10 protein-coding genes are annotated in these 12049 nt (G+C 68.6%); 4 read left to right on the top strand and 6 right to left on the bottom strand.

Features of this window, described 5'->3' with window-relative positions; genetic code table 11:
- The first annotated feature begins 336 nt into the window (after positions 1-336).
- The 4 genes from ACOJUJ_RS25970 (at position 337) to ACOJUJ_RS25955 (ending at position 3017) form a co-directional block, all read left to right on the top strand.
- A complete protein-coding gene (locus tag ACOJUJ_RS25970) occupies positions 337-690 on the top strand; it encodes an arsenate reductase family protein (protein ID WP_420129839.1) in 354 nt (117 codons plus the stop codon).
- A 22-nt stretch (positions 691-712) separates the two neighbouring features.
- On the top strand, positions 713-1270 hold the full coding sequence (locus tag ACOJUJ_RS25965) for an RsmD family RNA methyltransferase (protein WP_420129838.1): 558 nt from the start codon (positions 713-715) through the stop codon (positions 1268-1270).
- Between the two features lie 105 nt (positions 1271-1375).
- A complete protein-coding gene (locus tag ACOJUJ_RS25960) occupies positions 1376-1864 on the top strand; it encodes a GNAT family N-acetyltransferase (protein WP_420129837.1) in 489 nt (162 codons plus the stop codon).
- 691 nt (positions 1865-2555) lie between these two features.
- Complete coding sequence (locus tag ACOJUJ_RS25955) at positions 2556-3017, top strand: hypothetical protein (protein ID WP_420129836.1); 462 nt, start codon at positions 2556-2558, stop codon at positions 3015-3017.
- 468 nt (positions 3018-3485) lie between these two features.
- Here the strand turns inward: ACOJUJ_RS25955 and ACOJUJ_RS25950 are convergent, their stop codons facing one another.
- The 6 genes from ACOJUJ_RS25950 to ACOJUJ_RS25925 form a co-directional block, all read right to left on the bottom strand.
- Positions 3486-4613: a multicopper oxidase family protein gene (locus ACOJUJ_RS25950; protein WP_420129835.1), complete on the bottom strand. Its 1128-nt coding sequence runs from the start codon at positions 4611-4613 to the stop codon at positions 3486-3488.
- 650 nt (positions 4614-5263) lie between these two features.
- Positions 5264-6031: a hypothetical protein gene (locus ACOJUJ_RS25945; protein ID WP_420129834.1), complete on the bottom strand. Its 768-nt coding sequence runs from the start codon at positions 6029-6031 to the stop codon at positions 5264-5266.
- A gap of 155 nt (positions 6032-6186) precedes the next feature.
- Positions 6187-7170 (bottom strand): tRNA glutamyl-Q(34) synthetase GluQRS, encoded by a 984-nt coding sequence (gene gluQRS / locus ACOJUJ_RS25940; RefSeq protein ID WP_420129833.1) that lies wholly within the window; start codon positions 7168-7170, stop codon positions 6187-6189.
- Positions 7171-7503: 333 nt separating this feature from the next.
- Positions 7504-8745 carry an acetate/propionate family kinase gene (locus tag ACOJUJ_RS25935; RefSeq protein ID WP_420129832.1) on the bottom strand — a complete coding sequence of 414 codons (1242 nt, stop codon included), beginning with the start codon at positions 8743-8745 and terminating at the stop codon, positions 7504-7506.
- A gap of 100 nt (positions 8746-8845) precedes the next feature.
- The gene (locus ACOJUJ_RS25930) at positions 8846-10498 is read right to left on the bottom strand and encodes a TIR domain-containing protein (protein WP_420129831.1); all 1653 of its coding nucleotides are present in this window, start codon (positions 10496-10498) and stop codon (positions 8846-8848) included.
- Between the two features lie 38 nt (positions 10499-10536).
- Positions 10537-11871, bottom strand: coding sequence for a TRAFs-binding domain-containing protein (locus ACOJUJ_RS25925; protein ID WP_420129830.1), 1335 nt, complete (start codon positions 11869-11871; stop codon positions 10537-10539).
- Positions 11872-12049 lie beyond the last annotated feature (178 nt).

The following is a 12049-nucleotide window of genomic DNA, read 5'->3' as shown; positions in this document are numbered from 1 at the left end:
AAACCTCGCCCACCTCCCCCGAAACTGCCGGGGGAGGTTGATGCAAGGCCGAGTTCTAGATGCCGCGGACAATGGGGATGCGGGATGGTGAGCCGCCCCCCTCTCTGGCCCTCCCCCGCAAACTACGTGGGGAAGGGAGGTGCGACGCACCTTGTCGAAGCGGGATCGAAGTTCTCCTCTCCCCCCTGCAGTTCGGGGGGGAGAGGCCGGGAGAGGGGGGGCGCCGGCGGACGCCAGTTCGATGCTGTTCGTCGAGCCTGAAAGCCAGCGGGGCTCGCCGCCGCTCACCATCAAGCACAGTTCTCGATTTACACGCCGTCCTCGACGTCGAATACCATGGCGATGGAAGTACAGATCTTCGGGACGAAGAGCTGCAACGAGACCAGGAAGGCGCTGCGGTTCTTCAAGGAGCGCCGCATCAAGACCCACTTTGTGGACCTCAAGGAGCGCGCGGCGGCGCCGGGCGAGCTGAAGCGGTTCGCGGAGCGCTTTGGCGCCGAGGCGCTGCTGGACCGCGGCGGCAAGCGCTTCAAGGAGCGCGGGTTGCACGTGGCCCACGTCCCCGAGTCGCGCATCCTCCCCATGCTGGCGGACGACGCGGCGCTGCTGGTGACGCCGCTGGTGCGCTCCGGCAACCAGCTCACCGTGGGATGGGACGAGGCAAAGTGGAAGGGATGGATCGCGCCGTGACCGACGACCAGGGGTGGTGCGGATGAGGATTGTAGGAGGAAAGTTCGCGGGGCGGCACCTTACCTCGCCCGCAGACAAGCGCGTGCGGCCCACGTCCGAGCACGTGCGCGACGCGTGGCTGGGCTACTTGCAGCCGCGCCTGGCCGGCGCGCGCGTGCTGGACCTGTTTGCCGGCACCGGTGCGCTGGGGCTGGAGGCGATTTCCCGCGGAGCGAAGTACGCCGACTTCGTGGAGACGCGGCCGGCCAGCCTGCACGCGCTCAAGGCCAACGTGGCCGCGCTGCACCTGCGGGAAAAGACGCGCATCTTCAAAAAAGACGCGCTCCCCTTTGCCGCGGCGCTGGAGGCGGGTGCCTACGACCTCTGCTTCGCCGACCCGCCGTACGATTCCAGGCAGCTGGACCGGCTGATCGACATCTGGCTGGCGACGCCGTTCGCCGCGACGCTGGCGGTGGAGCACGCGGTGGATCACGAGCTGGCACCCGGCGGCAAGCGGCGCGTCTTCGCAGACACGGCGGTAACGGTCTACACCGCCGCGCCGGTCCCGCCCTCCGATCCACCGCCGCCGGCGGAGCGTTGACCCGCCCGTCCGCCGCGCGATAGCTTCTCGCCGGGCCGGCATCGCTGCCGGCCCGGCGTCGTTTGTCCGCGGCGCGCATCCGCAGCCCACCACGCACGCACGCGCATGGCCGCTCCCACCATCCGCCCCGCCACCCCCGCGGACGGCGAGACCTTTCTTTCGCTGGTGGATGCGCTGGCGGATTACGAAAAGCTGGATCGCCCCACCCCCGAAGCCCGCCAGCGGCTGCTGAACGATGCGTTCGGCGAGCGCCCCCGCATCAGCGTGTTCCTGGGCGAGGTGGACGGGCGCGCCGTGGCGTACGCCATCGTGCTGGAGACGTACTCCTCCTTTCTGGCGCTGCCGACGCTGTACCTGGAGGACCTGTTCGTGGTCCCCGACGCGCGGCGGATGGGGATGGGGAGCGCGTTCTTTCACGCGCTGGCGGCGGAGGCCATCCGGCGCGGGTGCGGGCGGATGGAGTGGGTGGTGCTGGACTGGAACCAGCTTGCCATCGATTTCTACGAAAAGCTGGGCGCCCGCCGCATGACCGAATGGTACACCTACCGCCTGAACGCCGACCAGCTGCGCGAAGTCGCGGGGGAAGGGTCGTAGAGGGTCACTCTGCGAGGTTACCAAACCTCACCGGCTCCCCACGGTGGCACGGTGTCATCCTGAGCCTGAGGGGAGCGTACGCCCGTAACTTTCCGCAACCAGAAGCCTGCGCGCGACCGAAGGATCTTTGTCGGGTCGTGCGAGGCCCAGCCCTCGGTCACCGTTCAAGTCCCTCCGTCAGGCGGACAAGGCCCTTCGTTCGCGCGCAGGCGGTTACGCCGCTTCACGCTGCGCGTGGTGCGCTCCCTCAGGACGTCAATCGGAGGATTTCGGCGGAGTCGCTCCGCCGGACACGCGCCGGTCCGAGCTTGTACCATTGTTCACAATCGCTCGTTACGTGCCCTGCCGACGCACCTCGGCGGGGCGTTTGCTTTTGATCAAACGTTTCTGGATATCTGACGCAAAACAGCCTCTATATTCCTCACCTGCATTGGGTTACAGACCCGATGTTTGCTTTGTGGTTTGCCGGGCCGTGAGAGGCCCAATCTCAGGTGTGTTCACATCGTAAGTTGCGGATTTGCATCGACTTATCGCACCGGGAAATGGCACGCCGCTTGCCTCGGTTGCCGCCACGCCTTGAGAGGCAGATCGGGCCCGAAAGGATGAACGGCGGGACGCCGCCGCAAGCGACAGCATACCGTGCCGGAAGGCCGGCGCGGACAGGCAAACACTTCCGACTGTGGAGGATACGATGAAGGCACTGACCAGGGGACTCATGACGATCGCGCTGCTGGCCGCCACCGCGGCGTGCGACGGATCGCCCACGGAAGCCTCGAGCTTCGTAGCCGGTGACGGCATTTCGGCCGCGCCGCCGCCGGCGCCCGGCACCCTGACCTTCACGGCTACGCAGAGCTACAGCGAGCAGACCCCGCAGACGGCCAGCGGCGGCACGGGTACCATCAACTTCACCGGCAGCATCTACAGCCCCACGCCGTGCTACAGCGTGTCCGCGTCGAATGCCAACCGCAAAGGCGTGATTACGCTTACGGTGACGGCGGCCTCGACCGGGGGCACCTGTACGCAGGTGATCACCAACAACAACTACACCGGCAGCATCTCTGGCCTGGCGGCGGGGACGTACACCTTCAACGTGGTGCACGTGACCAACGGCACGTCGGAGACCGCCTACAGCAGCACGGTGACGGTGCAGTAGCCGGCATCGTCCACGCACGCCACTGAAAGCGGGGCCCGCGATTCTGTCGCGGGCCCCGCTTCTCGTATCGGAGCCGCGACGCCGAGTCCCTCCGGGCCAGTCATCCTGAGGGAGCGCCGCGCGGAACCGTAACTCACGCAACCCTTCGCGCGCGACCGAAGGACCTTGTCTGCCTGACTGAGCGACTTGAACAGCTCCCGAGGGCTGGGCATCACGCGATCCGACAAAGATCCTTCGGTCGCGCACAAACGTCTGTGTTTGTGGAAGTTACGGGCGTGCGCTCCCTCAGGATGACAGTGTGCTTCTGGAGGAACAACCAAGGTTTCTCGACACCCGCTCAGGATGACCGCGTGCCTCTTGGGAGCGGGTGAGGTTTGGCAACAAATCAACGGGAAGCATCGTGTGGGGAGAACGCGAACGGGCCCGTCCGGGGAAGACGGGCCCGATTCGTAGCCGCGGAGGGGGCGCCTACTTTTCGACGATCAGCGCCGTGACCATCCCGAACATTCCGTTCGGGGCCTCCGCGTGGGGAAGGATGTGGCAGTGGAAGGCCCACACGCCGGGGTTGTTGCAGTTCACGATCACGTCCCACCGCTCCCCGGGCGCCACGTTCAGCGTGTCGCACTTCCACGGCGCCGGCTGCGCCCAGCCGTCCTTGTCGATCACCGTCATGTGCATGCCGTGCAGGTGCATGGGGTGAATCATCATCCCCTCGTTCATAAAGCGGATGCGCACCTTTTGCCCCATCCTGGCGACGACCGGCTCCGTAGCCGGAAAGCCTTTGCCGTTGATGGTGTAGCCGTGCATGCCGTCGTTCAGGATCATCACGTAGTCTACATCAACCCGCTCGATGGCGCGGGGGCTGCGCGGCTCGATGATGAAGGCGCCCAGCATGCCCTTGCCCACCTGCTCGGCCGCGTTGTGGTGCGAGTGGTACATGTGCGATCCCGAGTTGCCCACGGGGGCCGTGAACTCGTACGTGTACGTTTCGCCCGGCTTGATGGGCGGCTGGGTGATGAAGGGCACGCCGTCCTGGTCGTTGGGCAGCTCCACGCCGTGAAAGTGCATGGCGGTGGACTGCTCCAGCTTGTTGTGGACGATCACGCGCACCCGGTCGCCTTCGCGCACGCGAAGTTGCGGGCCGGGTACCTGCTGGTTGTAGGCGAACGCCTCGACCCGCTTTCCGGGCTCCGTCTCCCACTGGATCTTTTCGGCGGTCAGCTCATAGATCTTTACGCCATTCTCCACACGGGGCTGCAGCGGCTGGTTGCCCTTGCCCGCCGTCCTGGCGGGAAAGGCCTTGATGCCGGCCTCGTGGTGCGCGTCCATGGCGTCGGCCGCCGCGCGGATCTCGGCGGGCGTCTTGGGATGCGGCGCGGTGGTGCCGCCGGTGTGGTTGCTGTCGGCCGTGGTGCCGCCGTGGGTTCCCGCCGCCGCGGTTCCGGCCGCCGGTGCAGCGGGGGCCGCCGTTTCGCCGCCGCCGTTGCCGCACGCCGCCGCCACCACCGGCACGGCCAGGCCCAGCGCCGAAACGCGCAGAAAGTCGCGACGCGAGGGCTTTGCGGGTTGCGTGGGGGTATCGATCAGAGTGCTCATGGCTGTCTGGCTTTCCGTATCAGGAGGTTTCGCCGCGCGGTCCTTTCCCGCGCCGCGACGCCCGCCGGCGTTCCGGGCGACATGGAAACCTAGTCCTGTCCGGGCTCCGCCTCTGTAGGGCGCCGCACGGAACGGGCGCGGGGGAACGGATGCTTTTCCGCGCATCCTCGCCCACGCTGCGCCCCACCCGCCTGTGGGGAATGCCCCGACATCCCCGGAAAAGCCTCACACGGAGACGCGGAGGGCGCGGAGTCGCGGAGAAAGACGAGAAGCGGCTGAACGGATGATGGTGGGTGACACGATCCGGCGGATCGGTGTCATTCTGAGAGAGGCGCACGCACCGTCCGGTCGGGATGCACAAAGGCCCGGTGCGCCGACCGAAGAATCTGCCGGATGGGCGCACCCTCCTTTCGGCTACGACTGGCTTCGGCGCGAGGAGCCGCCCGTTTCCGAAAGAGATTCTTCGGTCGGCGCACCAGGCTCCGCGCGTTCCCGCACGCGCGGGGTGGGCGCCTTCCTCAGAATGACAGCGATCGTCCACACCCAATGTTTCTGCGGGATTCCACCCCCCTTTCTCCCATCAACGAAGCGCGAAGGGGCGCCCTCCGTTGTGGAGAGCGCCCCTTCCGTGCATCAACCGCTCGATCCGATCAGTGGCGCCAGGAGAGTCCGGCGCGCAGCACCAGGATGTTGCTGGTGTTTTCGTCGTAGCTGATCACCACCGGCTCTTCGAAGAACTCGCCCAGCAGCGCCTCGTCGCGCACGCGGATGCGGTCCTCGTCCAGGAAGGTGAAGTAGTCTTCCACTGAGAACGCCAGCGCCAGCCCGCGCGACCCGATGTTGGTCACCGCGTCCACGCCGATGTTCACCGCGAAGTTGCGCGTGCTGCCGATCACGTCGTCGTTGTCGATCCCCTCATAGTTCGGCCAGTCCATGAACACCATGGCCGGGGCTACGGTGATGTACGCCGCCGGGTGAAAGCGGCGGTTGTCGGGGACCGGGTCCGGCAGGCGGTACTGCAGGCCCGCCTTTACGAACCACACCTCCGGCCCACCCGACGAAAACCGCTCGATGTTGCCGTTTTCGTCCAGGATGTTCAGCTCGTTCTGGTCGGCGCCGGAGTAGCCCACGCCGGCGACCACGTTCAGCGGGCCCGTGATGCGGTACGCCGCGTCCAGGCCGATGGCCGCGCCGCCGCCGCGGTCCTCGTCCAGCTGATACTGGGTTCCGCCTTCGGTAAAGACGAAGTAGTTACCGGAGGCGTACGGCACGCGAAAGCCGATCCAGGGCGTGACGGCAAAGCGCGTGTACGGCACCAGTTCGGCCGGGGCCTCGGAGGCAAAGCCCCCGTCGTTCTGTGCGGCGGCGGAGGCGGGCAGCGCAAGCAGCCCGGCCAGGGCGAGCACACCGAATCGCATCAGGGTTTCTCCAGGGTACGTGGCGCGAAGAAGGGGAAAGGCGCTTCTTCGGTGGGGAGACTGGTTCGGGTGATTGCGGTGAAAATAGCGCGCAACACGCCGTCGCGGAATAGTTTCCGTCGCAAACACCGGCTGACACGGTGGATGGATGCAGATCAGCCTGGTCCCCCGTCCCCGCGAAGCCGCACCAGATGCGCCTCCGAGACCGTCGTCGGCGCGGTGGAAAGGCGCGCCACGCCAAAGCGCGCCACCAGCCCGGCGGGGGCAATCTCCTCCCCCGGTGCGGCCAGTCCGCACGTGGCCGCCAGCCAGCCGGACACACGCTCCGGGGGCACACCCGCCTCGCGCAGCTCGCCGAGCGACACCGCGCCGTGGCGCTTGGCCAGCCGCTCGCCGTCCGCGCCCAGCATCAGCGGCACGTGCACGAACGCCGGCACCGGCAGCTCCAGCGCGCGGCAGAGCAGAATCTGCCGCGCCGTGGACGACAGCAGGTCCGCGCCCCGAACCACGTGCGTCACCCCCATCGCCGCGTCGTCCACCACCACGGCCAGCTGGTATGCCGCCGCGCCGTCCTTGCGCCGCACCACAAAGTCGCCCGTTTCCGCCGCGGGGTCAAAGCAGCAGTCGCCCATCACACCGTCGGCGAAGCAGATGGCGCCCGGCTCCACCCGCACACGCAGCGCAAAGTCCGCCCGTCCATGCGCCATCAGCGAGGGGACGGAGGGATCCACCAGCCGGTCGCGGCAGCTGCCGGGGTAGCGCGGCCCCTCCTCGCCCTCGTGCGGCGCGCTGGCGGCCTGCGCGATGTCCTTGCGCGAGCAGGTGCACTCGAAGAGAAGCCCCCGCTCCGCCAGCCGCCGCAGCGCCGCGTCGTACCGTTCCTGCCGCTGCGACTGGATGTAGGGCGCGTGCGGCCCCCCCACGTCCGGACCCTCGTCCCAGTCCAGCCCCAGCCAGCGCAGCTCGTCCAGCTGCCGCTCCATGATCCCCGCCCGCACGCGCCCGGAGTCCAGGTCTTCCACGCGCATGATGAACGCGCCGCCGTGCGCCCGCGCGTGCAGCCACGCGAGGAGGGCCGTGCGCGCATTGCCCAGGTGCAGCGCACCGGTAGGGCTGGGTGCGAATCGTCCGCGGATCATGGAAGAAGTGCGAAAGTGCGGAAGTGCGTGAGTGCGAGAGGAGGCCGTAGCCGAACGGTTCTCCGCTGCCGACGGGAATCGAACTGGCGTCCGCAGGCGCCCCCCCTCACCCGGCCTCTCCCCCCCGAACTGCAGGGGGGAGAGGAGAACTTCGAACCCGCTTCGGAACGGTGCGTCGCACCTCCCTCCCCCACGCCCTTTGTGGGGGAGGGCCGGGGAGGGGGGCGGCCCACCATCCCACGCCCAACTACACGAAGCGCCCTGCAGCCCGTGCCGTTTATACCTTCTCCCGCTTGCGGGAGAGGGTGCGAGCCTGAGCGAGCGGGTGAGGGTTCAGTACCGCGTCTCCAGCCCGTTGATCACGCGGAAAGTGTCGCGGGCGATCAGCAGCTCTTCGTCCGTGGGGATCACCCATACCTCGGGCTTCGCGCCTTCCGCGCTGATGCGCGCCTCGACGCCGTTGCAGGCGTGGTTGGCGGCGGGGTCCAGCTTGATCCCGGCCCACTCCATCTCCTCGCAGATCATTGCGCGCACCGCCGGCGCGTTCTCGCCAATGCCGCCCGCGAAGCAGATGGCGTCCGCGCCGCCCATCGCCGCCAGGTACGATCCGATGTACTTGCGCACCCGGTAGCAGAAGATCTCGATAGCCAGCCACGCGCGCCGGTCGTCGTGCTCCTCCGCTTCGGCCAGCAGCTCGCGCATGTCGTTGGTCAGCCCGCTGATCCCCAGCAGCCCGGACTGCTTGTTCAGCAGCGTCTCCACGCCCGCCAGGTTCAGCCCCTCCTTCTCCGCGATGTAGTCCAGCAGCGCCGGGTCCAGGTCGCCGGAGCGCGTCCCCATCACCAGCCCCTCCAGCGGGGTAAAGCCCATGGAGGTGTCGATGGATTCGCCGCCGCGGATGGCGCACGCCGAGCAGCCGTTGCCCAGGTGCAGGGTGATGATCTTCTGCGCCTCGCGCGGCGTGCCGGTAATCTGCCGCCAGCGGTACGCCACGTAGCGGTGCGAGGTGCCGTGAAAGCCGTAGCGGCGCACCCGGTGCCGGCGGTACAGCGAGTAGGGGATGGCGTAGAGAAAGGCGCGCTCCGGCAGCGTGTGATGGAACGCCGTGTCGAAGACCGCTACCTGCGGCACCGCCGGCCCCAGCACCGCCTTGACCGCCTGCACGCCCTTGAGGTTGGCGGGGTTGTGCAGCGGCGCCAGCTCGATGGTCTCTTCGATGCCGCGCATCACCGCGTCGTCGATGGCCACGGAGTGCACAAAGTGCTCGCCGCCGTGCACCACCCGGTGCCCGGCCGCGCCGATCTCCGCCAGCGAATGGATCTCCACGTCCGAATCATCCGCGACGATCCATGCCAGCAGGTACTCCACGGCCGCGCGGTGGTCCTTGAGGGGCGCAGAGCCCTTGACCGGCGCCGCGTCCCCCGCGCGAAAGCTCCACACCGCCTCGCCGCCAATGCGCTCGATCTGCCCGCGCGCCAGCCGCCGGTCGGTGTTCTCCTTCATCCGCTCGGCGTCCGTGTCCATCAGCTGAAACTTGAGTGACGAGCTGCCGACGTTGAGGACCAGGATGTTCACGCGCGCTCCGGGGCGAGGGGTGGATGGCCACGCGCACAGAATAGCGACGCCGCCGCACCCGTACCAGCGTGCGGCGGCGAAAGACCGGCCCCGGTGGATGCTACGCGTCCGCCGGTTTGGCCGCAGCCGCCTTCGCGGCCTGCTCGAGGCGGTACAGCTCCGCGTCACGGGCCATGATGTAAGCGTCGTTGAAGTGGTACTTGCGAAGCTCCTCGGGCACCTGGTCGATGGGCGTATGGCGGAGCAGGTGCAGCTCCAGCACGTCCTCGCCCTTGGTCTGGATCGCATGCTTCCACTCCCACTCCACCCATTTGGACTTCGGCGTGTGCTCCGACCAGAAGAGCATCAGCTTGTCGCACGCCTCGATCTCCCGCAGCAGCCCATCGTTCCACTTCTCGCCCATCTCCAGGAACAGCACGTCCACTTTTACGTCGATCCCGGCGCTGCGGCGGATGGACGAGGCGCGCTCCAGCACGTCCAGCCGGTCCGCCGACGCGTAGGACGCAAAGGCGGTCCGTGCCGCGGCGCCCTTGACCGTCTGCGGCGGCGCGGAGGTGGCGGGGGGCTGGGCCGTGATCTCCACCTCCATCGACAGCCACGCCGCCCGCACGGCGTCGGGCGCGTCTTCGCGGTCGTGGACAAAGAGTTCCATCACAAGGAGCGCGTCTCGCGGGCGCGCGTCCTCGGGAACCTCGACGTCGAACGAAAAGGTGTGGCACTGCCCGTTCCACGTGAAGGTCTGCGCCTCCGTGCTCACGATCAGCCCGCCCTTGGCCTTGCAGCGGACGCTCACGCGGGTACCCACGGGCCAGCGGCACTCCGTCTCCGCCCCCAGGCGGATCTCGTCCGCCTCCGCCTCGCGCGCCAGCGCCTGCCGCGCTTTGGGCTCGTACGCGGCGGTGTAGACGGAGAGCTGCGCGAGAAAGAAGTCGCCCGGCTGCACCTGCCGCGGCGCCGAGCCGCCCAGCAGCACCGGCTCACCCGTCACCGGCGGCTCGGCGGACGGCGATGCCTGTGGCGGAGGTGCAGCCTCGAAGGTTACCGGGGACGACGGGGGCGGGGCGGGTGCTTCGGGCTCGTGGCCATCGGGCGCGGCGGCCGCTTCAGGCTCATGGTCGTCGGATGCGGCGGCCGCCTCGGGCTCGAACTCATCGGGCGCGGCGGCATCGAGCCCGTTCGACACCTCGAATTTGTCGACACCGAATTCGCCGTCGAAATCGGAGAAATTCCCCCTGCCTTCCACCCCCGGCCGATGGATGCTGTTCTTGTGCGGGCGCGACCGCTGTCCTCCGTGCCCGCCGGGACGGGCGCGGGGGACGGCACTCTGCTCCGGAGGCGACCCGCGGCCCAGCAGCATCCGCGCGAGCTCGCCAAACCAGGTGTTCTCGGCGCGGGCGTAGCTTTCCAGCAGCTGCGTGGCGGCGGCGTGCAGCGGCAGCAGGGGGGCAAGGTGCTCGGCGAGCTGTTCCGCGTCCGGGTACTCGTCGGAGAGCGGCGTGTAGTCGGGATCCTGGCGCCACCGGCCGAACAGCTCCTCGAGTCCCACCTCGTTCCCCGCCCGCGCCAGCGCCACCGCGAGCCACAGCTTCACCACGTCGTCCGTGGCGTCGTCGAACGCGTCCAGCAGCGCCCGCTCGCCGCCGCGCACGTCGAAGGCCGCCAGGATGCGGGCCGTGTCGCGCCGCGACCGCACGTCACCCGTGGAAAGCGCGGCCAGGAGCCGGTTCACGCTGGCATTGGAGCTCGTCGTCATCGAACGGAACCTGGTCGTGGTTGGACGTATGCAGCCGCCTATTTTGCCGCGCGCTTCTCCAGCTCCTTCAAGAGCTCCGCCGTCCACGACAGGGTCGCGCCGCGCCGCTCGCGCGCCGCCGCGATCAGGCGCAGGTTGCGGGCGGTGGTATCGGGCTCCCACGGCTCGCGCACCGCCGCCAGCGCGTTGCCCAGGGCTTCCGAAGCGCCCGCTTCGTCACCCGCCAGCACGGCAAGCTCCAGCAGCGTGGCGTGGTCCCAGTAGTTCGGCTTGCCGCCCGCCACGCGCCGCTTCACCGCGTAGCGCACCACGGGGAGCACTTCCTCGCGGCGCGGATCGGGCGGCTCGCGCACCTCCATCAGCGTCACCGCGTTCACGCCGGGATACGCGTCGCGCCAGTCGGCCTCGAAGCCCTTGAGGTACGCGCCGATGGCCTTGTCCAGCAGCCCGCGCGCGGCAAAGGTTTCGCCCGCGTTGACCGCGGCCTCCCAGCGGTCCTTGTACACGCGGCCCAGAATGCCGTACGTCTCGCTGCTGGGCCCCTTTCGCTCGATCAGCTTTGTCAGCACGCGCTCCGCCTCGTCGCCGCGGCCGGCGCGGTTCAGCGCCAGCGCCAGCTGCTCCTGCACCATGACCGTCTCCGAGACGGGATCGGGCATGCGCTCCACCAGCCCCACCATCTCGTTCCACCCCTTGACCGAGCGGTAGGAGAGAAAAAGGTCGATGACGACGCCGGTGTCCTGGTCCTTCAGCGGCGTCAGCTCCTGCTCCATCGCGCGCACCGCGTCGATGCCCTGGCTTCGGGCCGCCGCCAGACGCTCCTTGATGGATTCGGCGATGCGCACCTGGTCGCGGAACACGTCCGTCTTGTCGTGGGCGATGTCCGGATAGTCCTCCAGCAGCTGAAAGAGCGGGCTGTCCTTGTCCTTTGCCTTGGATTCGTACGCGGCGCGCAGCAGCCTGGTCAGCCCCGCCTTTGCATCCTCCACCCGGTCCGGCAGCCCGTCCGCGCCAATGGAGTAGGGCAGCGCCCGCAGCAGCGCCACGTCGAACGGCAGGCGCGCGGTGCCGCCGAACATCAGCACCGTGCTGGCGGGCTTTACGCCGTGGCGCACGCCCAGCTCGTAGAACACGTTGGCGTTGGCCGTGGTCAGGTCGGCCACCGCGTACTCGCACAGCACCAGCCGCTCGAACATGGGCTTGTGGATGATGCCGCCCGCCACCTCCTCGTCCGCGCGCAGCGGCTCCAGCCCCGCGTCGCGGACGGCCGGCGCGATAAGGTCGCGATACACGGCGTCGAAGTCGATCGTCACTCCCGCCGAGTCCGCCTTCTTGCCGAACGGCATCAGCACAAAGCACAACGGCCCGCTCACCGCCCACCTCCGGCGGTGATGCGGCGGGCGAACCGATGGATGCTGCGATGAACGCGATCGATCATGCTGCGCCTCGACGTGTTGCGGGTGCGGATGATGAGGTGCGCCGGATGGGGCCACGGAGCAGGCGGGCAGACCGGCGCGAAGCGGATCCAGCCGAAGAATCGGCGGGGCGGGA

The sequence above is a fragment of the Longimicrobium sp. genome (assembly GCF_048594345.1).
Taxonomy (GTDB): Bacteria; Gemmatimonadota; Gemmatimonadetes; order Longimicrobiales; family Longimicrobiaceae; genus Longimicrobium.
Note: the sequence above shows the minus strand (reverse complement) of the source record. Positions and strands in the feature narration are given on the sequence as shown.

What these genes read in the sequence shown, in the direction of transcription:
- ACOJUJ_RS25950 (WP_420129835.1), bottom strand. Translation starts at nt 4,613, where the DNA reads ATGAGCACTCTGATCGATACCCCCACGCAACCCGCAAAGCCCTCGCGT.
- ACOJUJ_RS25945 (WP_420129834.1), bottom strand. Translation starts at nt 6,031, where the DNA reads ATGCGATTCGGTGTGCTCGCCCTGGCCGGGCTGCTTGCGCTGCCCGCC.
- ACOJUJ_RS25960 (WP_420129837.1), top strand. Translation starts at nt 1,376, where the DNA reads ATGGCCGCTCCCACCATCCGCCCCGCCACCCCCGCGGACGGCGAGACC.
- ACOJUJ_RS25955 (WP_420129836.1), top strand. Translation starts at nt 2,556, where the DNA reads ATGAAGGCACTGACCAGGGGACTCATGACGATCGCGCTGCTGGCCGCC.
- ACOJUJ_RS25970 (WP_420129839.1), top strand. Translation starts at nt 337, where the DNA reads ATGGCGATGGAAGTACAGATCTTCGGGACGAAGAGCTGCAACGAGACC.
- ACOJUJ_RS25965 (WP_420129838.1), top strand. Translation starts at nt 713, where the DNA reads ATGAGGATTGTAGGAGGAAAGTTCGCGGGGCGGCACCTTACCTCGCCC.
- ACOJUJ_RS25930 (WP_420129831.1), bottom strand. Translation starts at nt 10,498, where the DNA reads ATGACGACGAGCTCCAATGCCAGCGTGAACCGGCTCCTGGCCGCGCTT.
- gluQRS (WP_420129833.1), bottom strand. Translation starts at nt 7,170, where the DNA reads ATGATCCGCGGACGATTCGCACCCAGCCCTACCGGTGCGCTGCACCTG.